Origin of the sequence: Actinoplanes sp. NPDC051470 (assembly GCF_040682035.1) — a bacterium.
In the GTDB taxonomy this organism is placed as follows: Bacteria; Actinomycetota; Actinomycetes; order Mycobacteriales; family Micromonosporaceae; genus Actinoplanes.
The window spans coordinates 33807-56917 of record NZ_JBFBAA010000023.1; the positions used below are offsets into that span (position 1 = coordinate 33807).

The following is a 23111-nucleotide window of genomic DNA, read 5'->3' on the forward strand; positions in this document are numbered from 1 at the left end:
GGCCGCTACAGGTGCCTTGCCGTGACCTCTGAGTTGCGGGACGGGTGAGTAGCGCCCAAGGCTGTCCAGCACAGGAACAGCCCGGTTGCGATCACGGTGTCAAGGCCTCGATCCGGGCGGCGTAGCGGCCGTGGTGGTGGTGGGTACGCACGAACGCCACGCCCCGGTCGCGCTGCGCGGTCAGATCGGTTCCGTGCAGCGCGGTCATCGCGCCGGCCGGGTCGGTGGTGTAGACGGCGGCGTCGCCGAACGCGGGCCGGTGGCTCGGTGGCAGCAGCACCACACACCCGGCGGCCAGCGCGGCCAGCACGGCCGGATCGGGATCGGCCGGCGGCGGCAGCGGCAGGTAGAAGTCGAGCTGGTGCAGGAAGGCGCGCTGGTCCAGGTCGGTGGGGCGATAACGCAACCATCCGGGTACGCCGTGACAACCGTCCAGCAACCTGACGTCGACAGCCGGGTCCCGCGGAAGGCCGGCGCCGCCGCCGATGCAGCCCACCACCGGACGGCCGGGTCCGGCGGAACGCCGGTCCAGCCGCCAGTCCTCGGCCGCCACGGTCGCGGGCAGGTCGACCGGGGTGAGCGGCAGCCCGGCCAGCGCCTGCCGGGTGCGCGGCCCGGCCGGCGCCAGCAGCGGCTCGGCGTGGAAGAGCCGGCGCGAGGCGTCGACGCAGCGGCGCGGCGACCGGGACGACTCCACCACGACCCGGGTGGCCCGCACGCCGCTGGGCGCGTCCGGCGGATGGATCAGCACGGCTGGGTCGCGGACCACGACCAGCCGGGCCCGGATGTCGTCGGTGATGTCGACCTGCTCGGCCGCACCGTCGTTGACGGCCTGCTGGACGGCCGGGTCGAGGTCGGCGGGACCGAGCCGCAGCCGGGCCGGGTCGTCCAGGTGCAGCAGGGCGACGCGCAGGCCGCGGGCCTTGAGGGCGTGGAACTGGCCGAGCCCGCCGTCGGGCCGGGTCCAGTCGGCGGCGAGCACGACGTCGTAGGCCCGCCGGCCCCGGCGTTCCAGCAGGGGCCACGGGCGGCCGGGCGAGGCGGCGGGGTGGCGGTGCCATCTCCGGTACGCCGAGCGGTACGACCGCAGCGCCGGAGCGAGATGCGGCGGCGGCGCGGATCGGGTCAGCGCCAGCAGGTCGGGCCGGGCGGGCAGGGACAGCCGCTCGACGTACTCGTCGTCCCCGCCGTGCCGGACCTCGTCGAACCGGCCGGCGCCCCGCCGTACCAGAAAAGGGCCTCGAAGCGCGCGGGTCACGGTCAGGTCGCCGGTCACGTGCAGCGCGCGGCCCACGACGCCGGCCCACGACGACGCGCGAAGGGCGGCGACCTGCACCGCGAGCCGGGACGGGTGCGACCAGGCGTCCGGGTCCTGGAACGTGACGTAGTCGCCGGTGGCCCGGTCGAGGGCGGCGTTGCGGGCGGCGTACACGCCGAGGTTGGCGTCGAGCCGGAGCAGCCGCACCCGCGGATCGAGGCCGGTCGCCTCGGCGAACACGCGGTCGTGCCCGTGCGGCGACCCGTCGTCGACCAGCAGGATCTCCTGGTTGGTCCAGCTCTGCGCGGCCAGCGAGCGGATCGAGGTGATCAGTTCCGGTCCGGGGGAGTACGCGACCACGATGCTGGTGACCCGCTCCGGGTCGCCGATCCGATGCACGATCGGCGGGGTCCGGGCCGCCTCGAGTAGTTCGCGCGCCTCCACCACCCAATGATCAACTACGGCAGGGGAGTTTCGTACGAGACTCGCGTGTCGTTCAACCAGGTGTGAACGCCCGGGTCCTGCTGGTCGGCGACATGACCGACCGCCTGCTCGCGGTGGCCGCCCGGTTGCCGGCCGCGCCGATCCTGTTGACCAGCGCGGCGGAACTGCCGCGGGCGCCGCTGCTGATCGAGCACCTGCCCGAGACGAAGAGGCCGCGCCGCGAGACGCTGCTGCGGGACCGGCTGCGTCACCTGATCGAGGTGCACGAGATCGGCACCGTGGTGCTCGACGGCGTACCCGAGGACGGTCTCCTCGCCGCGACCGCCGACCATCCGGGGGTGACCTGGCTCTGGCTGCGCCCGGCGATGTGGCGGCGTGGTCAGGGGCTGCGGTGGCGCGGTCGGTCGGCGGCCTTCGACGCGGTGCTGGAGCCGGGTGAGTTCGCGACCGCGGGCGACGAGGGCTGGACCGTGTACGACCGGGAGGGGGTCACCACGGTCGCGCCGATCACCGCGCTCGACCGGGCCGACCTGCTCGACCGGGCGGCGGCCCGGGAGCGGCTCGGGCTGGGCGACGAGCCGGCCGTGGTGTGCCGGGGCCTCACCACCACGGTGCCCGGCTTCACCGTCATCGAGCCCGAGGCGCGGGCGTTGCGGGCGGCCGACCTGGCCGTCGCCACGGCCGGCTACACCGCGTACCACGAGCTGCTGGCGGCGGGGGTGCCGACGGTGTTCGTACCCGACGAGGACGCCGGACCCGACGACCAGCTCGCGCGGGCCCGGTTCGCCGCCGCGGCCGGTGCGGCGCTCTGCGCCGAGCGGGCCGCCGACCTGGCCGACCTGCTCGCGCTCGCGGCGAGGCCGGAGGTACGGGCGGCGCTGGCGTCCCGGTGCGCGGAGGTGGCGTTCGAGAACGGCGCCTCGGCCGCGGCCGAGTGGGTCGGGTCGCGCGCCTCGCCCGCCTCGCCGGCGCCGACCGGCCGGGGGCCGCGGTCGTGAGCGAGCGGCTGCGCTGGGAGCTGGCCGGGGCGCGGGCCGAACGGGACTGGTGGCGGGCCCGGGCCGCGGAACCCGGACCGGATGCCGTCGAGGTGGTCGTGGCGGCCGGGCTCGGCGTCGAGGAGCTGCGGGCGCTGACCGCGGGGCTGGCCCGCGAGACCGGTCCGGCCACCGTGGTGGTCACCGACTGCCCGGAGTTCCGCCTGGCCCGCGCGGCCGGGGTGGTGCTGGAGTACCTGCCGGACGCGGCCACCTGGGAACGGCATCGACCCGGCGTGCCCTGGGACGATCTGCTGACCCGGCGGCTGACCCGGATCCTTCTCGATCACGGGCCGGGTCACATCCGCCCGGCGTGAACCACAATGGAGGCATGCCGTCTGCCGCCGCCACGTTCGCCGAGATCTCCGACACCACGCCACCGCCGGGCACCCCGGCCCGCCTGGGCACGGCCGTCGTGCTCGGCGGCAGCATGGCCGGGCTGCTCGCGGCGCGGGTGCTCGCCGACCACGCCGACACGGTCCTGATCATCGAGCGGGACGAGGTCTCGGGCGCAGAGCCGCGCCAGGGCGTGCCCCAGGGCAGCCAGGTGCACGCGTTGCTGGAGGGCGGGAAGCTTCAGCTCGAACGCTGGTTCCCGGGTTTTGCCGACCGGGCCGTGGCGGCCGGGGCGGTGCGGGTGCCGACGCAGCGCATGGTGTCGTACTCGCTGGGTGTGCCCAAGGTGGCCGGCGCCGACCTCGACCTGCTCACCTCGACCCGGCCGTTCCTGGAGAGCCGGGTCCGCGCCGAGCTGGCCCAGGTCCCGAACGTCAAGGTGATCACCGGCCGGGTCACCGGGCTCGAGTTCGGCGCCACCGCGGTGACCGGTGTGCGGCTGGAGACCGGCCGAGAGCCGGCCGACCTGGTCGTCGACGCGATGGGCCGGGCCAGCAATGTCAGCGGCTGGCTGGCCGAGGCCGGCTGGGACAAGCCGCCGATGACCCGGGTGACCACCGGCATCAACTACGCCACGGCGTTCTTCCGCCGGCCGCCGGGCGGCTACGACGTCGACCTGGGCCTGGCCTTCCAAGCACCCGACGCCTTTCTGCGCGGCGCGAACTTCACCCCGATCGAGGGCGACCGCTACATCATGATGGTGGCCGGGGTCGGCGACGACCGGCCCGGTCGCACCGTCGAGGACATGGTCCGGCGCTGCCGCACCGAGCTGCCCGAACCGTTCGGGGTCGTGGCGAGCGGCGAGGTGGTCCGTGACGTGCTGACCTATCGGCAGGCGGACAGCCGGCGCCGCGACTACACCGCCTGCGAGCGGCTCCCGGCCCGGCTGGTCCCGGTCGGCGACGCGGTGGCCTCGTTCAACCCGATCTACGGGCAGGGCATGTCGTCGGCCGCCCTGCACGCCTCCTGCCTGGCGAAATACCTCCGCACGGACCCCGATCTGGACGCTCCGGCCCGCGCCTTCCTGGAATTGCAGAGGGTCGTCGTGGACGCGGCGTGGGGCATCTCCACCTCCGGGGACGGCGCCGAGGTGTCGTGGCTCGGCCGGCTCCGGCGCCGGATGGTGCAGCAGGTCGTCGAGGCGACCACCACCGACCGCGAGGTCAACAAGCTGTTCCAGGCGGTCATGCAGATGGAGGCCCACCCGACCGTGCTGGCCCGTCCCGACGTGCTGTGGCGCTCCTTCCGCGCCCGCGGCAACCCGCTCCCGCCGGTGACGCCGTCGCTAGTCGACGAGCGGGGCGAGCTGCGGCGCGAGCAGCCGTGACCAGGTGGCGGTCATGTGGCCCGGGTCGCGGAAGACCAGTACGTTCCCGACGATGACCGGGCAGCGGGCCGGCGTGCAGAACCACGGCGTCGGGTCGATCACGGTCACGCCCTTGGTGCGCAGCTTGGCGGCGATCGCCCGGCGGCGGTCCGGCCCCGGCAGCGCGCTGTCCGCCGCCACCTCGCAGGCGCGCGGGTTCGCCGGGTTCCGCGACAGGCATGCCAACGGCGGTCGCGCCTGATAGGGCGTGTCCTCCAGGAGGAACAGCCGGGCGCCGCTCGACGCGAGCTGGTCGGTGGTCTCGGCCCAGCCGGCGAGCCAGGCCCGGTCGGTCCAGGTCGGATCGGTCAGCGGTACGCCGGAGGCGTCGACCACGGTGCCTCCGACGGCGGCCGACGCCATGAACACGCGCGACGGCCGCCGCGCGGCGATGTACGCCCACGCGTTCCGCCGCCACGCCACACACTCGTTGAAGGGCCGGTTGAGCTTCACCTGGAAGATCCGGGTGGCCGCGGCCGAGCAGGAGTTCTTGGTCACCACGAGCAGGCGCCAGTGCCGGTCGCGGGCGATCGCCTCGAGCGCCGGGAACCAGTGCGCGGCGTGCGAGTCGCCGTAGAGGACCACGGTCTCCGGTGAGGTCACGTCGCCGTACGCGCAGGGCCGCCGGACCGTCGGGTCGGTGAGCTCGGACGCGCAGCCGTCCGGGTAGACGCGCGGCAGGTCCTTGTTCGCCGTACGCAGCGACGGGGTGAGGTTGGCCGGGACCGCCGGAATCCTCGCGGCCAGGCGCTCGGCGGACCAGGCGGTCAGGACCGGCGCGCGATAGCGGGTCACCGGCGCCCGGTCGACCCGGGTCACGGCCAGGTATGCGGCCGCGGCGAGCAGGCTCACGACCAGGCCGGCGGCCACGGTCCGGCGTGGGCGGTCGCGCAGGGCGGTCAGGTGACGGAGGGGATTTTCGATGATGGCGTACGTCAGGGAAGCGGCGACCAGGGCCGAGGCGGCCAGGGCGAGCTTGACCGGCAGCGTCGCGGTCACGCCCAGCGCGGCCGGGCCGATGGTCAGGAACGGCCAGTGCCACAGGTACCAGGAGTAGGAGAGGCGCCCGACGGCCTGCAGCGGCGATTCGGAGAGCAGGCCGGACGGCGCGGTGATGCCCCCGGCCAGCACGGCCAGGGCGCCGGCCACGGGCAGCGCGGCGGCGTACCCCGGGAAGGGGGTTTGTGAATCGAGAACGACGGCGGCCAGCGCGATGGCGACCAGGCCCGCCCCGCTCAGCGCCGAGGCGAACCGGCGGGGAACGCGCGGCGCCAGCACCGCCAGCAGCGCGCCGGCCCCCAGCTCCCAGGCCCGGGTATGCAGTCCGAAGTAGGCCCACGTCGGGTTGGCCGCGGTCTGCCACAGCGACACCGCGAACGAACCGGCCACCACCACGATCAGCGCGACGGTGACCCCGCGCCGCCGGCCCAGCGCCCACCCGGCCAGCAAGAGCATCGGCCAGACCAGGTAGAACTGCTCCTCCACGGCCAGCGACCAGAAGTGCTGGAGCGGCGACGGGGCGGTCTCGGCGAACAGATAGTCGGCGCCCGTGGCGGCCAGCCGGTAGTTGATGCCGTAGAGCGCGGCGAATAGCCCGTCGCCGGCGATCTCCGGTGTCCGCAGGGGCGGCAGCCAGCGTGCCGCCGCGGCCACCGTGACCCCGCTGACCAGCAGCGCGGCCGGCAGCAGGCGGAGGAAGCGCCGCGCGTAGAAGCGGGCCAGCCGGCGCTCGCGGACGAGCTGCCCGGTGATCAGGTAGCCGGAGATGACGAAGAACACGTCCACCCCGGCGAAGCCGCCGCGCACCACCGGGACGCCCGCGTGGAAGAGCACCACCAGCAGCACCGCGATCGCGCGCAGCCCTTCGATGTCGCGGCGCCTGGTCGGCTCGGCGGCTTTTTGCCGGTGTTGCCGCGGATAGGTGACCGTCACGTGTCACCCCTTCCGCTCCCGGTGTCCGATCTCAGACCCTCAACGGACACGTGCCGGGCGGGGTTGCGGTCGATATCGACCCATCTGCGTCGGTGCCCCCTAAGGGTGCGGCTCAGGCGACAGACTGATGCGGGACGTTGCGTCGAGAGCGCATGGTGGAGACCGGGCCAACCGACGGAGGCAATGATGGGCAAGGGCATCGCATACCTGGTGGCGCTGATCGCCGGCGTGGTCGTGGTGGGGTGGGTCGCGGTCAACGTGCTGGGCGCCCTGTTGGGCTGGGTCTGGTACCTGATCATCGGCGCCGCGGTGATCGGTGGCGGCGCCTGGCTCTACAGCCGGGTCAAGCGTGAGATCGCCCCCGGAACCCGCACCCAGCGCCGCATCGAGGCGGCCGCCAAGACCTATCGGATGCGCAACCGGTAAGGGCGGCGGCGGGAAGCTAGGCTTGCGGACGTGTTCGACAACCTCAGTGACCGCCTCAACGGCATCTTCACCAAGCTTCGCGGCAAGGGGAAGCTGACCGACGCCGACATCGACGCCACCGCGCGCGAGATCCGCCTTGCGCTGCTGGAGGCGGATGTCGCGCTGCCCGTGGTCCGGTCGTTCATCAGCTCGCTCAAGGAGAAGGCGCGCGGCGCCGACGTCTCCCAGGCGCTCAACCCGGCCCAGCAGTTCATCAAGATCGTCCATGAGGAGCTCATCGAGATCCTCGGCGGCGAGGGCCGGCGGCTCCAGTTCGCCAAGCAGCCACCGACCGTGATCATGCTGGCCGGCCTCCAGGGCTCCGGCAAGACCACGCTGGCCGGCAAGCTGTCCCGCTGGCTCAAGGGCCAGGGACACCAGCCGCTGCTGGTCGCGGCCGACCTCCAGCGGCCCAACGCGGTCAACCAGCTCCAGGTGCTGGCCGGCCGGGCCGGTGTGGACATCCACGCCCCCTCACCCGGCAACGGGGTCGGCGACCCGGTCCAGGTCGCCCGCGAGGCCATCGACGTGGCCCGGCGCACCGCCAAGGACATCGTCATCGTCGACACCGCCGGCCGCCTCGGCATCGACGCCGAGATGATGCAGCAGGCCCGCGACATCCGCGACGCGGTCAACCCCGACGAGGTCATCTTCGTCATCGACGCGATGGTCGGCCAGGACGCGGTGGCCACCGCCGAGGCCTTCCGCGACGGCGTCGGCATCACCGGCGTGGTGCTCTCCAAGCTCGACGGTGACGCCCGCGGTGGCGCCGCGCTCTCCGTCCGGCATGTCACCGGCGAACCCATCCTGTTCGCGTCGACCGGTGAGAAGCTCGAGGACTTCGACGTCTTCCACCCCGACCGGATGGCCAGCCGCATCCTCGGCATGGGCGACGTTCTGACCCTCATCGAGCAGGCCGAGACGGCCTTCGATGACGATCAGAAGGAGAAGATGACGGCGAAGCTGCTCGGTGGCGAGCAGTTCACCCTGGAAGACTTCCTCGACCAGCTGATCGCCGTCCGCCGGATGGGCCCGATCGCCAACATCCTCGGCATGATGCCCGGCATGGGCCAGATGAAGGACCAGCTGGCCGAGCTCGACGACAAGCACTTCGACCGGGTCACCGCGATCATCCGCTCGATGACCCCCGGCGAGCGCACCAACCCGAAGATCATCAACGGCTCCCGCCGCGCGCGCATCGCCAGCGGCTCCGGCGTCACCGTGATGGACGTCAACCAGCTGCTCAACCGCTTCACCGACGCCCAGAAGATGATGAAGCAGATGGGCGGCATGATGGGCCTGCCCGGCGGTGGCCGGCGCAAGGCCACGAAGAGCCCGAAGAACAAGCGCAAGGGCACGAAGGGCGGCAGCCGCGGTCCTCGTCCCGGCGGCCTGCCCCGCGGCGGCGGAATGCCCCAGCTGCCGCCCGGCTTCGACCCGACCGCCCTGGCCGGCGACGGCGCCCAGGGCCTGCCGCCGGGCTTCAAGCTCCCCAACCTCGACTTCAACAAGCTCATGAAGCCCAAGAAAGACGACGACAAGTAGTCAGGCGACAGCTAGTCTCATGTCTAGTAACATCGACGGCACCCCTCGTGAGGAGCTGTCGATGACTACTGCCTTCAGCCGTCCCGATCTCCACCCCGACGTGCAGGACCTGCTCAATCGCACCGATGTGACCGTCGCTGAGCTGGCGCGCCTTCCCGAGGATCTTCGCTATGAGTTGATCAACGGAAGGCTCGTCTTGTCCCCCGCAGCGCCGACGGTTCACAGCATCATCTGCCGCGCGATCGCCAACGCCATCGATGTCGGCTGCCCGTTCGACTACGCGGTCGGCGAAGAGCGGGCGGTCATGGTGGACGAACACACCGAACGACGACCGGACATCCTGGTGATCGAGGCGAGCGCATCCCTGGACTCGCTGATTCATCACACCGACGTCCTGCTCGCGGTCGAGGTCGTGTCGCCCAGTTCGATCAGCCGGGACTGGAAGATCAAACGCAAGCAGTACGCGGTGAGCGGCATCCCGTCCTACTGGATCGTCGATCTGTACACCGAGCAGATCTCCTTCACCCAGTTCCTCCTCGGCGACAACAACGTCTATCACCGGCACACCGAGACGACCGACGTGGTGACGGTCGACGTGCCGTGGGAGGTCACGATCGATCTGCCGGCCCTCACCCGTCGCCGCAACGAGTACATCGCGCGGGCCTCACGGCGCTGACGTCGGCCGGATCGGGTAGGAACGGCCCATGGTCGGGCCGTTCCCGTCCGTCGGGTGGGTCAGAGGTCCTGGATGGCGATCGGGCGGGCGCCCCACGGGCAGTACGTGGTCGAGGTGATGGCGTGGGTTTCGACGTCCTCGGGGGTGCCGTCGCAGATCTCGATGTCGGCATCGACCTGGCGGGTGCCTTCGAGATGCCAGGTCCAGCCGATGTTCTCGTTCGCGGCGCCGTAGACGATGCGGCCGCTCGGGTGGCTGGCGTTGTCGCCGCCGGCCAGCTGGTCGCGGGCCGCGGCGATCGAGTCGGTGTCGTTCAGGATCGACTTGAAGGTCGAACCGTTCTCATGCACGTACGTGACCAGCACGCTCGAGGCGGTGGTGGGTTCGGCGGCCATCGCGGGTGTTGCCGCCATCGCGCCGGTGGTCAGGGTGGCTGCCATCAGCAGGGTTACGGCTGTGCGCTTCTTCATGTCTCTCCACAACGGACCGAGCCCGAGGCGGTTCGGACGAAGTAACGCGATTCATATTTTACGGACATCTAGGTAAGCGGTGATCGTGGTAGGAACGACCCGTGGCGTTGCATGTGCGTGGGGTGGTTCTCCCCGAGGGTGTAGTCCGGGATCTGTGGCTGGTCGGAGACCGGGTGACCTACGAACCGGTCGCGGGGGCGGAGACCGTCGCGAGCGAGGGCTGGGTCCTGCCGGGGCTGGTCGACGCGCACTGCCACCTGGGCATCGCGCGGGGGCCGCGGCCGATCACCGGGCTCGACGAGGCCCGCGAGCTGGCCTACATCGACCGGGACGCCGGTGTGCTGGCCCTGCGCGACGCCGGGTCGCCGTACCCGTACCCGGAATTGGACGACGAACCAGGCATCCCCCGCCTCGCCCGCGCGGGCAAACACGTGGCCGCGCCCCGGCGGTACCTGCGGGACATCGGGATCGAGGTGGCCGGGGACGACGTCGCCACGGCCGTCGCCGAGCAGGCCAAGGCCGGCACCGGCTGGGTGAAGATCGTGGGGGACTGGCTCGATCGGGAGACCGGTGACCTGGCGCCGAGCTGGGACGAGGCGACCATGACGGCCGCGGTCGAGGCCGCCCACGCCAACGGGGCGCGGGCCGCGGTGCACACGTTCTCGGAGGAGGGCGTGGCCATGATGGTGCGCGCCGGCGTCGACTCGGTCGAGCACGGCACGGGCATCACGCTGGACCTGATCGACGAGATGGCGCGCCGGGGGACGGCGCTGGTGCCGACGATGATCAACATTTTGACGTTCGGGACGATCGCCGACAAGGCAAGGGCGAAATTCGGCGGGTACGCCGACCACATGATCGCGCTGCGTGACCGGTTCCCCTCGGTCGTGTCGGCGGCGTACGAGGCGGGCGTACCGATCTTCGTCGGCACCGACGCGGGCGGCGGCATCGAGCACGGGCTGGCCGCCGACGAGATGCTCCTGCTCCAGCGGGCGGGGCTGCCGGCCGAGACCGTCCTGGCCGCCGCGAGCTGGGGCGCGAGGGCGTGGCTGGGCTTCCCGGGCCTGGTCGAGGGCGGGCCGGCCGACCTCGTCGTCTACCCCGCCGACCCGAGGAAGGACCTCGCCGTGGTGAAGGCGCCGAGCCGCATCGTGCTCCGGGGGCGAGTGATCAAGTAGCCCGCACTAGGATGCCTTCCCATGGCTCGCGTGCTCACTCCCCGTGCGGAGGACTTCCCCCGCTGGTACCAGGACCTGATCGCCAAGGCGCAACTGGCCGACAACGGGCCGGTGCGCGGCACGATGGTGATCCGGCCGGCCGGCTACGCCATCTGGGAGCGCATGCAGTCCGAGATGGATGCGCGGATCAAGGAGGCGGGCTCCGAGAACGCCTACTTCCCGCTGTTCATCCCGGAGTCCTACCTGCGCCGCGAGGCCGAACACGTCGAGGGCTTCTCGCCCGAGCTGGCCGTGGTCACCCACGCGGGTGGCAAGCAGCTGGCCGAGCCGCTGGTGGTCCGCCCGACCAGCGAGACGGTCATCGGCGAGTTCATGGCCAAGTGGGTCGACTCGTACCGTGACCTGCCCCTGCTCCTCAACCAGTGGGCGAACGTGGTGCGCTGGGAACTGCGACCCCGCACGTTCCTGCGGACCACCGAGTTCCTCTGGCAGGAGGGGCACACCGCGCACGCCACCGAGGACGACGCCCGGGCCTACGCGCGGCAGATCCACTCCGACGTCTACGAGGACTTCATGGTCCAGGTGCTGGCCATGCCGGTCGTGCCGGGCCGCAAGACCAAGGGTGAGCGCTTCGCCGGCGCCACCAACACGATGACGCTCGAAGGCATGATGGGCGACGGCAAGGCCCTTCAGATGGGTACGTCGCACGAGCTCGGTCAGAACTTCGCGAAGTCGTTCGACATCACGTACACGTCGCCGGCCAGCACCGTCGAGCACGCCTGGACCACGTCCTGGGGCACGTCCACCCGGATGATGGGCGGCCTGATCATGACGCACGGCGACGACAACGGGCTACGGCTGCCGCCCCGGCTGGCGCCGATCCAGGTGCAGGTCATGGTGGTCAAGGCGGGCGAGGGTGTCGTCGAGGCGGCGGCCCAGCTGCGCGACGAGCTCAAGGCTTCCGGCGTACGCGTCAAGCTCGACGACCGGGCCGACGTGCCGTTCGGCCGCCGGGCCGTGGACGCCGAACTGCGCGGCATCCCGATCCGCATCGAGGTCGGGCCGCGCGACCTGGCCAGTGGCAACGTGGTGGTGGCCCGGCGGATCGACGGCACCAAGTCGTCCGTCCCGCTGACCGGGGTGCTCGCCGAGGTGACCGCCGCGCTCACCACCGACCAGCAGCGCCTGTACGACGACGCGCTGGCCTTCCGCGCCGAGCGCACGGTCGAGGTGAAGACGCTGGGTGAGGCGCTCGAGGCGGCCCAGACCGGCTGGGCCCGGCTGCCCTGGTCGGCCGTCGGCGACGAGGGTGAGAAAGAGGCCAACGGCAAGGCGGTCACGGTCCGCGCCCTGGTCCGCGAGGACGGGTCGATGCCCGACTCGGACACCGAGGACGGGCTCGTGGCGATCCTGGCGCGTTCGTACTGATGGGGTTCGAGCCCGGCCAGGTGATCGTGCACCGCAACACCCGGCGCGGGCGCATCGCGTTCGCCCGCCCGGTCCGGGTGGTCTCCGACACGCCGCTCGGGCTGCTCGTCTGGCTGGAGCGACACTCGCCGGCCATCGGTGAGGCCTCGGCCGACGGCCGCGGCACCCGGGGCATGCCGTTCGCCGAGTGGGTGACGCTCGACTACACCCATCGCCCCGGCACGTGGATGGGCCCGGGCATCCTGATGCTCTTCCCGCCGGACGCGGACCACTCGGTCTGGTGGTTCTGGACCGACGAGGGCGTGTTCGACAGCTGGTACGTGAACCTGGAGGAGCGCGGCGTCCGGTGGGACGACGGCGCCGTGGCCGGCATCGACGTCGTCGACCAGGACCTCGACGTGGTCGTGCACCCCGACCGCACCTGGGAGTGGAAGGACGAGGACGAGTTCACCGAGCGCCTCGGCTTCCCCGACCACTACTGGGTGGCCGACGAGGCCGCGGTCCGGGCCGAGGGCCGGCGGGTCGTCAAGATCGCCGAGGCGGGGGAGTTCCCGTTCGACGGCACCTGGACCGACTTCGTCCCCGACCCGTCCTGGGAGCTGCCCGGCCTGCCGGACGGATGGGATCGTCCCCCGGTTCCTCGGTAGCTCCGGGTGTCTGGCACAATGGTGAGCTGGTATCGGTCCGCGCGAGGCGCCCTCTAACCCCTCGGTGCGCGATCAGGTCCAGACGAGGCATCGGTCCCGCAACCCCACGTGGGCTCCGTCGACTCACCCCACGCAAATCATTCGGGAGCGTAAAGAACCGTGGCCGTTAAGATCCGGCTCCTGCGGATGGGCAAGATCCGCAACCCGCAGTACCGCATCGTCATCGCCGACGCACGCACCAAGCGCGACGGCCGTGCCATCGAGTACGTCGGCATCTACCACCCGAAGGAGCACCCTTCGCTGATCCAGGTCAAGTCCGACCGGGTTCAGCACTGGCTCTCCGTCGGGGCGCAGCCCAGCGAGGCCGTGCAGCGCATCCTGGAGAAGACCGGCGACTGGCAGCAGTTCAAGGGCCTGCCCGCGCCGCCGCCGCTGCTCGTCGCGGCCGAGAAGACCGACCGCCAGGCGACGTACGAGGCCGAGGCCAAGGCGGCCGCCGGTGTCGAGGCGCCGGCCAAGGCCACCAAGCCGGCGAAGAAGGCCACCAAGGCTGCCGCCGCCCCGGAGGCCGCTGAGGCCAAGCCGGCGCAGACCAAGGCCGTCGACCCGGCCGAGCCCAACCGCGAGGCCGTCGCCGAGACCGCAGAGGACCCGGCCGGTGCCGGCGCCGACGCGAGCTGACGGGGCGCTCCGGCCCGCGCTGGAGCACCTCGTCAAAGGCATCGTCGACAACCCGGACGACGTCCGGGTGCGTCTGGTCGACTCGCGCCGCGGCAAGCGGCTCGAGGTCCGTGTGCACCCCGAAGACCTGGGAACGGTCATCGGGCGCGGCGGACGCACGGCCAAGGCGCTTCGGCAGGTCATCGGGTCGATCGGTGGGCGCGGTATCCGCGTCGACATCGTCGACGCCTACTGACCCGCGCCGGTCAGATGCTGCTCGTCGTCGGACACATCGGTAAGGCGCACGGCATCCGGGGCGAAGTCCTGGTCACCGTGCGTACGGACGAGCCGGAGCGACGTTTCGTGCCGGGGGCGGTGTTCACCACCGCCTCCGGCACGCTCACGCTCGAGGCTCTGCGCTGGCATCAGGGTCGGGTGATCGCCCAGTTCGAGGGCATCGCCGACCGGAACGGCGCCGAAGAATTACGCGGCACGGAACTGCGGGTCGACTCGGCCGGCATCCCGGAGCCGGAAGACCCGGACGAGTTCAACGACCACCAGCTCGTGGGTCTTCGGGTCGTGTCCGTCGGCGGCGATGAACTGGGCACGGTCGCTCGGATCGACCACGCGCCCTCCTCCGATCTGTTGGTTCTCGACAAATCGGGCGGCGGGTCGGCGTTGATCCCGTTCGTCACCGCGATGGTGCCGACCGTCGACCTGGCCGGTGGCCGGGTGGTCGTCGACCTTCCCGAGGGCCTGCTGGACCTCTGAGAGGCTCTTGTGCGCGTCGACATCGTCTCGATCTTCCCGGAGTACTTCGCGCCGCTGGAACTGTCGCTCATCGGCAAGGCGCGCGGCACCGGCCTGCTCGACCTGACCGTGCACGACCTGCGGACCTGGACGTCGGACGTGCACCGGACGGTGGACGACACCCCGTACGGCGGCGGGCCGGGCATGGTCATGCGGCCGGAGCCGTGGGGCCAGGCGCTGGACGCTGTCGCTTCCCCCTCGGCCACCCTCGTGGTCCCGTCCCCGGTGGGTAAGCCGTTCACCCAGGCCGACGCGCACGAGTTGGCCGGGCTGGACCACCTGATCTTCGCCTGCGGGCGGTACGAGGGCATCGACCAGCGGGTGATCGACGACGCGGCCACCCGGATGCCCGTGCGCGAGGTGTCGCTCGGCGACTACGTGCTGTTCGGTGGCGAGGTGGCGGTCATCGTGGTGCTGGAGGCGGTCACCCGGCTGCTGCCCGGGGTGCTGGGCAACGCCGACTCGCTGACCGAGGAGTCGTACGCGGCCGGTCTGCTCGAGGCGCCGGTCTACACCAAGCCGGCGTCGTGGCGGGAGCGGGACGTCCCGGAGGTGCTCCGCTCGGGCGACCACGGGCGGATCGCGCGCTGGCGGCGTACCCAATCACTGCTGCGCACGGCCTCGCGCCGCCCCGACCTGATGGACGTTTACCCGGCCGAGAATTTGGACAAAAAGGACAGGGTGGCGCTGGACGAGTACGGATTTCAGATCCCGCCTCCCGGTGTGGCAAAGTAGTGAGGTTGCCGTTCGCCCTCACGCCGTGAGTGGCGAGCGAGGACTCCGGTCAGCCGGGGTCAGTGGTACCCCATCTGCGCATCGAACTCCCGGTGCGCTGTGAGTAAGCAAGGATGCAGCGAAATGAACACGCTGGACGCTCTCGACGCTCAGTCGCAGCGCACCGACATCCCCGACTTCCGCGCCGGCGACACCATCAAGGTGCACGCCCGGGTCGTCGAGGGCAACCGCTCCCGGGTCCAGGTCTTCCAGGGCGTCGTGATCAGCCGTCAGGGCGGCGGCCTCCGTGAGACCTTCAAGATCCGCAAGATCAGCTTCGGCGTCGGCGTCGAGCGTACGTACCCGATCCACAGCCCGCAGATCGACCGGCTCGAGGTCGTGACCCGCGGTGACGTGCGCCGGGCCAAGCTCTACTACCTGCGTGAGCTCCGCGGCAAGAAGGCCAAGATCAAGGAGCTGCGGGAGAAGCAGAACGTCGGCTGACGGCCGTCGATCCGTCGGATGCGCCGAGAGCGAACTACTCTTGCGCCAGTGACGGATGAACTTCGTTCGCACTGCCGCCCGTATTCGTCTGTCGAGGACGTCTCCGGGCGGTAGTGCTGTATCCGGGGCCTGTAGTCCGGACGGCGGCGGGAGATGCGTAGCGTGGGACAGATGGGCGGCTATTCAGGTGGCTATCCGGGTGGGATGTCGCCGGGCCGGCGACCCCGCCGGGGCCGGATCATCCGGCGCAAGGAGATGCCCCTGTGGCAGGAGCTGCCGCTCCTGCTGATCGTGGCCTTCTGCCTCGCGGTTCTGATCCGCACGTTCCTGGTCCAGGCGTTCTTCATCCCCTCCGGGTCGATGCAGCAGACGCTCGAGATCAAGGACCGGGTCCTGGTCAACAAGGTCATCTACGACGTCCGTGACCCGCTGCGCGGTGAGATCGTGGTGTTCCGCGGCCCCGAGACCTGGGCCAGCGAGACGCCGACCGAGCCGATCAGCCAGACCTTCTCGGCAAAGCTCGGCCGCACGATCGGCGACCTCGTCGGCGTCAGCCGCCCGGGGGAACGCGACTTCATCAAACGGGTGATCGGGGTCGCCGGCGACAAGGTCGCCTGCTGCGATCAACAGGGCCGGATCACCGTCAACGGCGAGGCGATCGACGAGCCGTACATCTTCGAGAACTCCTCGCTGGAAGCCCCGCCCAACCCGAAGCAGTGCACCAGCCGGCGCTTCGCCGAGGTCACCGTTCCGAGCGACCAGCTCTTCGTGATGGGTGACCACCGCGGTGTCTCCCAGGACGCCCGCTGCCAGGGCCCGGTGCCGGTCGAGAACGTGATCGGGCGCGCCTTCGTGATCGTCTGGCCGACCAGCCGGTTCACCAGCCTGGACGTGCCGGACAACTGGAAGAACTTCGCCCTGGAGCCGGTCGGGATGCCGCCGGCCAAGGAACCCGACCCCGATCCGGAGACGGGGGCACTGATGCTCCCATTCCTGTTAACTGCGGGTTTGTCCGCGCGTTCCGGACTGCCGTTCGTGCCCCGGCGACGTAGGCTCCGATCGTGATTGACGAGCAGACCGAGAAGCGCTCCGGCTCCTTCTGGCGTGAGTTGCCGATCCTCATCGGCGTGGCGGTCCTGGTCGCCGTCCTGGTCCGGGCGTTCGTGCTGCAGACCTTCTACATCCCGTCGCCCTCGATGGAGCACACCCTCAACGTGCTCGACCGCGTGCTCGTCAACAAGCTCGTCTACGACTTCCGCGACCCGCGCCGCGGCGAGATCATCGTCTTCGAGGCGCCGAAGACCTGGCAGAGCGGCACTGAGGGCGAAGACTTCATCAAGCGCATCATCGGCCTGCCCGGCGACCACGTGATGTGCTGCGACGACAAGCAGCGCCTGACGATCAACGGTCACGCGATCGACGAGCCGTACATCTACACCGACGCCGACGGAACCCGGAACGCCGTGGCCGACGAGCCGTTCGACATCACCGTGCCGGCCGGTCGTCTGTGGGTCATGGGTGACCACCGGGAAGCCTCGGCCGACTCGCTGGAACACTGGGAGACCTCCCAGAACATCCAGGAGGCCACGATCGAGGACAAGTCGATCGTGGGGCGCGCGTTCACCGTCTTCTGGCCGGTGAACAGGGCGACCTGGCTGTCGGTGCCGGACACCTTCAACGGCGTACCGGAGCCTGCCGCCGCCAAGTGACCGCCCGCGGTCGAGAGATCGACCGTCGGCGCAATAAGGTGGGTGCCGTGACCGTCCTCGACCGCCGTGCCGCACGAGTCGTGCTCGTCGATCGGGCCGACCGTACCCTGCTGCTGCGCGGGAGTGATCCGGCCCGGCCCGGCCTCCGCTGGTGGTTCACCCCCGGCGGCGGCCTCGAGCCGGACGAGACGTCGGCCCAGGGCGCCGCCCGCGAGCTGTTCGAGGAGACCGGCCTCCGGGTCAGCCCGGACGATCTCGGCCAGCCGGTCTGGCACCAGGTGACCGAGTTCAGCTACGACGGCCGGACCTTTCGGCAAGATCAAGACTTCTATTTCGTACGGATCGACGAGTGGGAAGTCGACACCGCCGGTTTCGACCCGGAGGAGCGTGCCACCATCGACGCACATCGGTGGTGGTCGGCCGACGAGATCGCCACCTCGGACGAGCAGATCTTCCCCGCCGAGCTGGCCGACCTGCTCCGCCGGCTCGTCGGTGGTGCCTGATGCTGACCCCCGCACGCACCGTGATCCGCCGGGAAGGCGGCCTCTACGCCCTCGAGCGGGCCCTGCAGCGCCGCGGCTTCCGCAACGTGGCCGGGGCCGACGAGGCCGGTCGTGGCGCCTGTGCCGGCCCGCTGGTGGCCGCCGCGGCCATGCTGCCCGAGGGCAAGCGCGGCGAGATCGCCGAACTGGCCGACTCCAAGCTGCTCACCCCCCTGGCCCGCGAGCGGGTCTACGCCGAGGTGGTCAAGCGCGCCCTCGCCTGGTCGGTGGTCGTCATCCCGCCCGCCGAGGTCGACCAGCGCGGCCTGCACGTGTGCAACCTGGCCGCGATGCGCCGGGCGCTGGCCTCGCTCACCACCCGGCCCGACTACGTGCTCACCGACGGCTTCCCGGTCGACGGGCTGGGCGCGCCCGGCCTGGCCGTCTGGAAAGGTGACCGGATCGCCGCCTGCGTGGCCGCGGCCAGCGTGCTCGCCAAGGTCACCCGGGACAGAATGATGGTCGAGCTCGACGGGCAGTACCCCGACTACGGTTTCGCGGAACACAAGGGCTACATCACCGACGAGCACAGCGCGGCCCTGACCAAGCATGGGCCGTGCGCCGAGCACCGTTTCTCGTACGTGAACGTGGCCGTCGCCTCCGGCCGCGGCAACCGCCCGCCCCGCGCTCGGCGCCCGGCGGTCACCACGGCCGAGCCGCTTACGCTGTGGCCTGCGGAGGGGGGTACCGTCGGCGTGGCGTCGGGCGAGCCGCCGGGGCGATCGCCAGCGGTGGGGGAAGATGAGGTTATGGAGGGCGAGAAGCGATGAGCGCAGAAGATCTCGAGAAGTACGAGACCGAGATGGAGCTGCAGCTCTACCGGGAGTATCGCGACATCGTCCGCCAGTTCTCCTACGTCGTGGAGACGGAGCGCCGCTTCTACCTCGCCAACCAGGTCGACCTGCACGTCCGCAACTCCGACGGCGAGGTCTACTTCGAGGTCGAGATGCATGATGCCTGGGTCTGGGACATGTACCGGCCGGCGCGCTTCGTCAAGAACGTCCGCGTGATGACGTTCAAGGACGTCAACGTGGAAGAGCTCGAGAAGCCCGACATCTCGTTGCCGGACAACGCCGGGTTCGGCGGCTAGTTCTTCGGTCATCCGGCTAGTTCTTCGGTTATCCACAGGGCCCCCTCGGGGGCCCTTCTGGTTGGGCATGCTTTCCCGCATGCTGTTGCTGCTTCTGGCGTTGATCTTCGGGCCGGTGGCGCCCGGGGTGGTCGTTCGTCCCTTCGACCCGCCGGCGGCGCCGTGGCTGGCCGGGCACCGCGGGGTTGATCTTTCTGCCGTGGTCGGGGCGGCAGTGGTGGCGCCCCGGGACGGGACGGTCCTGGTCGCCCGGGTGATCGCCGGCCGCGGGGTGATCACGGTGTCGCATGCTGGTGGGCTGCGGACCACCTACGAGCCGGTCACGGCCGCGGTTGCCGTCGGTGACGTGGTCCGGGCCGGCGACGTTCTAGGGCGGGTGGATGCGGGGCATCCGGGGTGTCCGTCCCCGGCCTGCCTGCACTGGGGGCTGCGGAGCGGTGATGTCTATCTCGACCCGATGGTCCTGCTGGGGCGTGGGCGGGTGCGGTTGCTTCCGCTCTGAGATGCGTGTGGTCGTGTCTGTCACTGACACAGGCAGTTCTCCACGCGGTCGGCCAGCGCGGAGACCGACAGCCGGCCATCGAGTTCGAGGGTGGCGGTCCGGCGGATCAGGGGTTCGACCTCGGCGACGTAGCGGGTGATGTCGGCCTGCTGCTCGGCGGTCTTGCCGTAGGGGTTGTTGGTCCGGGCGCGCACCCGGTCGAGCAGCACCTCCAGCGGGACGCGGAGGTAGATCACGTGCTCGAACCTGTCGTAGAAGCGGCCCTGATTCTGCGCGGTTCCGCCGACGGCGATGGTGGGGTGCTCGGCGAGCAGCGCGCTCATCCTGGGCTCGTCCCACAAGGCGCCGGGCAGCTCCCAACCGTCGTAGTCGGTGTCGACGGTGGTGTAGCCGCGCCGGGCGACGGCCTCGAGGAGGGTGCTCTTGCCTGCGCCTGACATTCCGGTGAGCAGCACTCGCGCCATGTCTAAGGCTATGTCCCGCCCACCGCCAGGCGGCTTTGGTGTCGCCCGTTGCGCTTGGCGGTGGTAGGTCTGCGCGGCATTAGGGGCCGGGATGGCGCTTTGGGCTACCACCCGGTGGGTGGGTGGACCCTGGCGGCGGCGGGGGGCGGTGCGGTGGGCCGCGTTAGCGGCGGGGGTGACCACTCACTCAGGGTGCAGGGAGGGCGGGCGCGGAAGCGGAGCGTGCGGCCGCCCGGACTGGCCTCGGCGGGAGCAGCGGTCTGTACCCACCACCCCGCTGCGACATCTGGTTCTTGATCTTGGGTTGGGAAGGGCGGTCAGCGTTGGAGGGGGCGTAGGAAGTCGGGGAGGCGGGCGGCCAGGCGGTGGTAGTCGTCGGGGGTGTTGTAGATCTGGGCGCTCAGCCGCAGGTAGCCGCGGCCGCCCCAGGCGTTGATGGCCGTTTCGATGGAGAGCTGGTCGGCTATGTGGTCGCGTAGGCCGTGGGCCTCGGGGGTGGTGGTGGCCAGGCCGGCGGGCAGGGGGACGACGCGCATCGATACGTGGGGGTCGCCGGGGTCGGGAAGGTCGTCGGGGGCGTAGCCCAGGGACTCGCCGACCACGCGTTGGCCGTAGGCGGCCAGGGCGGCGTTGTGGGAGCGGACGGCGTCGGCGCCGAGGGTGCGCAGGACGAACAGGCCGGTGGGGGCGGAGAGCCAGGCGGTCGGGTCGAGGGTGCCCTGGAACTCGACGTTGTGGGGGAAGCCCTTCTCCTGAGCCCAGGAGACGACCAAAGGGTCGATCTTGCGGCGCCACGGGGAGGCCACCGACAGGAGGGCCGTGCCGCGCGGGGCGAAGGCCCATTTGTGCAGGTTGCCGACCCAGAAGTCGGCGCCGAGGGCGGACACGTCGACCGGGAGCATGCCGGGGACGTGGGCGGCGTCGACCAGGATGGGGATGTCGTGTTCGCGGGCGGCGGCGGCCAGGTCGCGAACCGGGAAGGCCTTGGCCGTGGGCGAGGTGATCTGGTCGATCACCAGGAGTTTGGTGCGGCCGGGCCGGAGGGCGTTGCGGATGCGCGAGACCACCTCGGTGTGGGTGGCGGTCAGCGGAAGGGCCACGGTGCGGGCGGTGGCGCCGGCGCGGCGGCACTGGCGGCGGACGGCCAGGGCCACGGCGCCGTAGGCGTGGTCGGTCATCAGGACCTCGTCGCCGGCGCTGATGCGCACCGACTGGAGGATCAGGGAGACGCCGATCGTGGTGTTGCCGACCAGCGCGCTGCCGTCGGGGTCGGCGCCCAGGAAACCGGCCACGTGCCGGCGGGTGTGCACAACACGGTCGTCGAGGCCCTGGTGGAAGAACTTCATCGGGTTCGACTCGGCCTCGTCGCGCAGCCGCTGCTGGGTTCGCTGCACGCTGATCGGGACGGCGCCGAACGAGCCGTGGTTGAGATAGGACACGGCCGGGTCGAGCGAGAACAGCAGGCGCGCGCCGGGGATGGCGGGTGGCGGTTCTCTCATCACTGAAGGGTAGATGATCAGGCCCGGGGGTGGGCCTGCTTGAATGCCGCGCGCAGCCGCTCGGTCGAGACGTGGGTGTAGATCTGGGTGCTGGACAGCGACGAATGCCCGAGCAGGTCCTGCACGGCGCGCAGGTCGGCGCCGCCGTCGAGCAGGTGGGTGGCGGCGGAGTGGCGGAGGTCGTGCGGGCTGGTGTGCGGCAGGCCGCGGGCCTGGGCGGCGGCGGCGACGATGCGGCGTACGACGGTCTGCTGCAGGCGGCCGCCCTTGAGGCCGACGAACAGGGCCTCGCGCTGGGTGGTCAGTCGAGGGCGGCCCCGGTCGCGCCAGCCGTCGAGGGCGCGCTGGGCCGGCAGGCCGTACGGAACGGTCCTCTCCTTGGCGCCCTTGCCGAAGACCCGGAGCACGCGGCGGCCGTCGTCGATGTCGGACAGGTCGAGGCCGCACAGTTCGCTGACCCGGATGCCGGTCGCGTAGAGAACCTCGAGGACGGCACGGTCGCGCAACTCGATCGCGGCGGCCACCGGATCGTCGGTGACCGCGGCCGCCGGGGCCTCCACCAGCTCGGCCGCCTGGTCGCTGCGCAGGACGGTCGGCAGGTCACGATGTGCCCGTGGGCTCGACAGCATGGCGCCGGCGTCGTCGCCGGCCCGGCCCTCGCGATGGGCCCACGCGGTGAACGCCCGGGCCGCGGCCGCCCGCCTCGCCTGGGACGTCCGCGCCGCGCCCTCCCGCAGCCGCGCCGCCAGCCAGCTCCGGAGAACAGCGATGTCCAGGTCGGCCGGCGACGCGCAACCCTCCCGCGCGGCGTGATCAAGGAGCGAGACCACATCCCCGAGGTACGCCCGGACGGTGTGCGCCGACCGGTTCTCGACCCGTGCCAGGTGCAGGCCGAACTCGTCGGCCGCCTCGCGCATCGCCGGCGGCAGCGCCTCGTGGATCTCCCGCGTGCTCATCGCCCTTGACGGTCCGCGCTCGACCCGCGGGCGTCAAGGACCTATCCTGCCGTGGTGCGGCGCGCCCTGGTGATCATCGGCATGGCCCTGTCCCTGGTGGGCTGTTCCTCGAACGAGGAACCGGAGGCCAAGACCGGGCTGGGCGAGCGCAACACGGCCACCCGCCAGTTCACCCTGCCGTCGAAGAACATCGGCTGCCTGGTGACCGCCGAGTCGGCCCGCTGCGACATCGGCGAGAAGACGTGGCAGCCGCCGGCCAAGCCCGCCGACTGCCAGCAGGCGTGGGGGAGCGCGATCACCGTCACGGCCGAGGGGGCCACGCTGACCTGCGCCGGCGACACGGTGATGGGCGCGGCCGAGATCCTCGACTACGGCAAGGCGGTCCAGGTCGGCGACTTCGTCTGCAACAGCGCCAGCGCCGGCGTGCGTTGCACCCATGCTCCGTCGGGCCGGGGCTTCACGCTTGCGCGGGCCGAGTTCAAGATCTTCTAGCTGGGGTACGCGCGCCGGATTGTCGTACCCGCTTCTTACGGTGTTGCCATGGAGCCTTCGCCTTCCCCTTCGCCTTCCCCTTCGCCTTCGCCTGTGGTGCGGACGCCCAGGGGCAGACTTCGGGCGACCGCACCACAGGGGTCGGTCCACCGTCTCAGATGGACGGTGCATTGATGCCGACGCTAGGCGTGATTGGTGAGCTTCGACAACCCTCCGGATGGTTGCGAAAACCGTCCGCTAGGGGTGCCGATCTTCCCGAAGATGTGGCCCGTCCACCCCATCGGCGGCGGTCGCGGGTTCGGCTGGCGGGCCATGGTTATGGCCTGC

26 protein-coding genes and 1 pseudogene are annotated in these 23111 nt (G+C 71.2%); 21 read left to right on the forward strand and 6 right to left on the reverse strand.

Features of this window, described 5'->3' with window-relative positions; genetic code table 11:
- Window positions 1–91: 91 nt before the first annotated feature.
- On the reverse strand, window positions 92–1702 hold the full coding sequence (locus AB0M54_RS32590; protein WP_364475583.1) for a glycosyltransferase family A protein: 1611 nt from the start codon (window positions 1700–1702) through the stop codon (window positions 92–94).
- Between the two features lie 62 nt (window positions 1703–1764).
- On the opposite strand from AB0M54_RS32590, the gene AB0M54_RS32595 reads away from it, so the two are divergent.
- From AB0M54_RS32595 to AB0M54_RS32605, 3 genes are read left to right on the forward strand one after another with little or no spacing between them, the layout of a single operon-like run.
- On the forward strand, window positions 1765–2700 hold the full coding sequence (locus AB0M54_RS32595) for a glycosyltransferase (RefSeq protein ID WP_364475585.1): 936 nt from the start codon (window positions 1765–1767) through the stop codon (window positions 2698–2700).
- A complete protein-coding gene (locus tag AB0M54_RS32600) occupies window positions 2697–3056 on the forward strand; it encodes a hypothetical protein (protein ID WP_364475587.1) in 360 nt (119 codons plus the stop codon). Before AB0M54_RS32595 ends, AB0M54_RS32600 begins: the two co-directional genes overlap by 4 nt.
- Window positions 3057–3070: 14 nt before the next feature.
- On the forward strand, window positions 3071–4462 hold the full coding sequence (locus AB0M54_RS32605) for an FAD-dependent oxidoreductase (RefSeq protein ID WP_364315324.1): 1392 nt from the start codon (window positions 3071–3073) through the stop codon (window positions 4460–4462).
- Here the strand turns inward: AB0M54_RS32605 and AB0M54_RS32610 are convergent.
- Complete coding sequence (locus tag AB0M54_RS32610; RefSeq protein ID WP_364475588.1) at window positions 4421–6433, reverse strand: acyltransferase family protein; 2013 nt, start codon at window positions 6431–6433, stop codon at window positions 4421–4423. The genes AB0M54_RS32605 and AB0M54_RS32610 overlap by 42 nt on opposite strands.
- Before the next feature lie 186 nt (window positions 6434–6619).
- Here AB0M54_RS32610 and AB0M54_RS32615 point away from each other — a divergent pair, with 186 nt between their 5' ends.
- From AB0M54_RS32615 to AB0M54_RS32625, 3 genes are all read left to right on the forward strand, one after another.
- Entirely contained in the window at window positions 6620–6859 is a 240-nt protein-coding gene (locus AB0M54_RS32615; RefSeq protein ID WP_364315329.1) for a hypothetical protein, read from the forward strand.
- Between the two features lie 30 nt (window positions 6860–6889).
- On the forward strand, window positions 6890–8443 hold the full coding sequence (gene ffh, locus AB0M54_RS32620) for a signal recognition particle protein (RefSeq protein WP_364315331.1): 1554 nt from the start codon (window positions 6890–6892) through the stop codon (window positions 8441–8443).
- Window positions 8444–8504: 61 nt separating this feature from the next.
- Window positions 8505–9119 (forward strand): Uma2 family endonuclease, encoded by a 615-nt coding sequence (locus AB0M54_RS32625; RefSeq protein WP_364475590.1) that lies wholly within the window; start codon window positions 8505–8507, stop codon window positions 9117–9119.
- Window positions 9120–9178: 59 nt separating this feature from the next.
- Here the strand turns inward: AB0M54_RS32625 and AB0M54_RS32630 are convergent, their stop codons facing one another.
- Window positions 9179–9589 carry a hypothetical protein gene (locus tag AB0M54_RS32630; RefSeq protein WP_364315336.1) on the reverse strand — a complete coding sequence of 137 codons (411 nt, stop codon included), beginning with the start codon at window positions 9587–9589 and terminating at the stop codon, window positions 9179–9181.
- A 101-nt stretch (window positions 9590–9690) separates the two neighbouring features.
- On the opposite strand from AB0M54_RS32630, the gene AB0M54_RS32635 reads away from it, so the two are divergent.
- The 14 genes and pseudogenes from AB0M54_RS32635 to AB0M54_RS32700 all read left to right on the forward strand — a co-directional run.
- A complete protein-coding gene (locus tag AB0M54_RS32635) occupies window positions 9691–10767 on the forward strand; it encodes an amidohydrolase family protein (protein ID WP_364315337.1) in 1077 nt (358 codons plus the stop codon).
- Between the two features lie 21 nt (window positions 10768–10788).
- Window positions 10789–12195: a proline--tRNA ligase gene (proS, locus tag AB0M54_RS32640; RefSeq protein WP_364315338.1), complete on the forward strand. Its 1407-nt coding sequence runs from the start codon at window positions 10789–10791 to the stop codon at window positions 12193–12195.
- Window positions 12195–12842 (forward strand): DUF402 domain-containing protein, encoded by a 648-nt coding sequence (locus tag AB0M54_RS32645; RefSeq protein WP_364475592.1) that lies wholly within the window; start codon window positions 12195–12197, stop codon window positions 12840–12842. Before proS ends, AB0M54_RS32645 begins: the two co-directional genes overlap by 1 nt.
- A 159-nt stretch (window positions 12843–13001) precedes the next feature.
- Window positions 13002–13523 (forward strand): 30S ribosomal protein S16, encoded by a 522-nt coding sequence (gene rpsP, locus AB0M54_RS32650; RefSeq protein WP_364315344.1) that lies wholly within the window; start codon window positions 13002–13004, stop codon window positions 13521–13523.
- The gene (locus AB0M54_RS32655; RefSeq protein ID WP_014447131.1) at window positions 13501–13758 is read left to right on the forward strand and encodes an RNA-binding protein; all 258 of its coding nucleotides are present in this window, start codon (window positions 13501–13503) and stop codon (window positions 13756–13758) included. Before rpsP ends, AB0M54_RS32655 begins: the two co-directional genes overlap by 23 nt.
- Before the next feature lie 17 nt (window positions 13759–13775).
- Window positions 13776–14273, forward strand: a complete 498-nt coding sequence (gene rimM / locus AB0M54_RS32660) for a ribosome maturation factor RimM (RefSeq protein ID WP_364317113.1) — start codon at window positions 13776–13778, stop codon at window positions 14271–14273.
- A gap of 9 nt (window positions 14274–14282) precedes the next feature.
- Entirely contained in the window at window positions 14283–15047 is a 765-nt protein-coding gene (gene trmD / locus AB0M54_RS32665; protein WP_364475594.1) for a tRNA (guanosine(37)-N1)-methyltransferase TrmD, read from the forward strand.
- 123 nt (window positions 15048–15170) lie between these two features.
- The gene (gene rplS, locus AB0M54_RS32670; RefSeq protein ID WP_364315350.1) at window positions 15171–15530 is read left to right on the forward strand and encodes a 50S ribosomal protein L19; all 360 of its coding nucleotides are present in this window, start codon (window positions 15171–15173) and stop codon (window positions 15528–15530) included.
- A gap of 204 nt (window positions 15531–15734) precedes the next feature.
- On the forward strand, window positions 15735–16595 hold the full coding sequence (lepB, locus tag AB0M54_RS32675; RefSeq protein ID WP_364317116.1) for a signal peptidase I: 861 nt from the start codon (window positions 15735–15737) through the stop codon (window positions 16593–16595).
- Complete coding sequence (gene lepB / locus AB0M54_RS32680) at window positions 16592–17239, forward strand: signal peptidase I (protein WP_364315353.1); 648 nt, start codon at window positions 16592–16594, stop codon at window positions 17237–17239. The genes lepB (AB0M54_RS32675) and lepB (AB0M54_RS32680) overlap by 4 nt, the downstream gene beginning before the upstream one ends.
- 47 nt (window positions 17240–17286) lie before the next feature.
- Window positions 17287–17742: an NUDIX domain-containing protein gene (locus tag AB0M54_RS32685; RefSeq protein ID WP_364315356.1), complete on the forward strand. Its 456-nt coding sequence runs from the start codon at window positions 17287–17289 to the stop codon at window positions 17740–17742.
- Window positions 17742–18551 carry a ribonuclease HII gene (locus AB0M54_RS32690; RefSeq protein ID WP_364475596.1) on the forward strand — a complete coding sequence of 270 codons (810 nt, stop codon included), beginning with the start codon at window positions 17742–17744 and terminating at the stop codon, window positions 18549–18551. Before AB0M54_RS32685 ends, AB0M54_RS32690 begins: the two co-directional genes overlap by 1 nt.
- A complete protein-coding gene (locus AB0M54_RS32695) occupies window positions 18548–18871 on the forward strand; it encodes a DUF2469 domain-containing protein (protein ID WP_285682857.1) in 324 nt (107 codons plus the stop codon). The genes AB0M54_RS32690 and AB0M54_RS32695 overlap by 4 nt, the downstream gene beginning before the upstream one ends.
- Window positions 18872–19001: 130 nt before the next feature.
- Window positions 19002–19373: pseudogene (locus AB0M54_RS32700) on the forward strand (peptidoglycan DD-metalloendopeptidase family protein); the annotation flags it as partial.
- A 20-nt stretch (window positions 19374–19393) separates the two neighbouring features.
- Here AB0M54_RS32700 and AB0M54_RS32705 read toward each other — a convergent pair.
- The 3 genes from AB0M54_RS32705 to AB0M54_RS32715 form a co-directional block, all read right to left on the reverse strand.
- Complete coding sequence (locus AB0M54_RS32705) at window positions 19394–19837, reverse strand: AAA family ATPase (protein WP_364315361.1); 444 nt, start codon at window positions 19835–19837, stop codon at window positions 19394–19396.
- A 317-nt stretch (window positions 19838–20154) separates the two neighbouring features.
- Window positions 20155–21336, reverse strand: coding sequence for an aminotransferase class V-fold PLP-dependent enzyme (locus tag AB0M54_RS32710; RefSeq protein ID WP_364315364.1), 1182 nt, complete (start codon window positions 21334–21336; stop codon window positions 20155–20157).
- 17 nt (window positions 21337–21353) lie between these two features.
- Window positions 21354–22292 (reverse strand): tyrosine recombinase XerC, encoded by a 939-nt coding sequence (locus AB0M54_RS32715; protein WP_364315366.1) that lies wholly within the window; start codon window positions 22290–22292, stop codon window positions 21354–21356.
- A gap of 54 nt (window positions 22293–22346) precedes the next feature.
- Here AB0M54_RS32715 and AB0M54_RS32720 point away from each other — a divergent pair, with 54 nt between their 5' ends.
- Window positions 22347–22784, forward strand: a complete 438-nt coding sequence (locus tag AB0M54_RS32720) for a DUF6636 domain-containing protein (protein WP_364315368.1) — start codon at window positions 22347–22349, stop codon at window positions 22782–22784.
- Window positions 22785–23111: the final 327 nt, after the last annotated feature.

Excerpts from the sequence above, each read along its gene's own strand:
- AB0M54_RS32605 (WP_364315324.1), top strand. The coding sequence starts at position 3,071 with ATGCCGTCTGCCGCCGCCACGTTCGCCGAGATCTCCGACACCACGCCA.
- AB0M54_RS32615 (WP_364315329.1), top strand. The coding sequence starts at position 6,620 with ATGGGCAAGGGCATCGCATACCTGGTGGCGCTGATCGCCGGCGTGGTC.
- AB0M54_RS32625 (WP_364475590.1), top strand. The coding sequence starts at position 8,505 with ATGACTACTGCCTTCAGCCGTCCCGATCTCCACCCCGACGTGCAGGAC.
- AB0M54_RS32630 (WP_364315336.1), bottom strand. The coding sequence starts at position 9,589 with ATGAAGAAGCGCACAGCCGTAACCCTGCTGATGGCAGCCACCCTGACC.
- proS (WP_364315338.1), top strand. The coding sequence starts at position 10,789 with ATGGCTCGCGTGCTCACTCCCCGTGCGGAGGACTTCCCCCGCTGGTAC.
- AB0M54_RS32645 (WP_364475592.1), top strand. The coding sequence starts at position 12,195 with ATGGGGTTCGAGCCCGGCCAGGTGATCGTGCACCGCAACACCCGGCGC.
- rplS (WP_364315350.1), top strand. The coding sequence starts at position 15,171 with ATGAACACGCTGGACGCTCTCGACGCTCAGTCGCAGCGCACCGACATC.
- lepB (WP_364317116.1), top strand. The coding sequence starts at position 15,735 with ATGTCGCCGGGCCGGCGACCCCGCCGGGGCCGGATCATCCGGCGCAAG.
- AB0M54_RS32690 (WP_364475596.1), top strand. The coding sequence starts at position 17,742 with ATGCTGACCCCCGCACGCACCGTGATCCGCCGGGAAGGCGGCCTCTAC.
- AB0M54_RS32695 (WP_285682857.1), top strand. The coding sequence starts at position 18,548 with ATGAGCGCAGAAGATCTCGAGAAGTACGAGACCGAGATGGAGCTGCAG.
- AB0M54_RS32705 (WP_364315361.1), bottom strand. The coding sequence starts at position 19,837 with ATGGCGCGAGTGCTGCTCACCGGAATGTCAGGCGCAGGCAAGAGCACC.
- AB0M54_RS32710 (WP_364315364.1), bottom strand. The coding sequence starts at position 21,336 with ATGAGAGAACCGCCACCCGCCATCCCCGGCGCGCGCCTGCTGTTCTCG.
- AB0M54_RS32715 (WP_364315366.1), bottom strand. The coding sequence starts at position 22,292 with ATGAGCACGCGGGAGATCCACGAGGCGCTGCCGCCGGCGATGCGCGAG.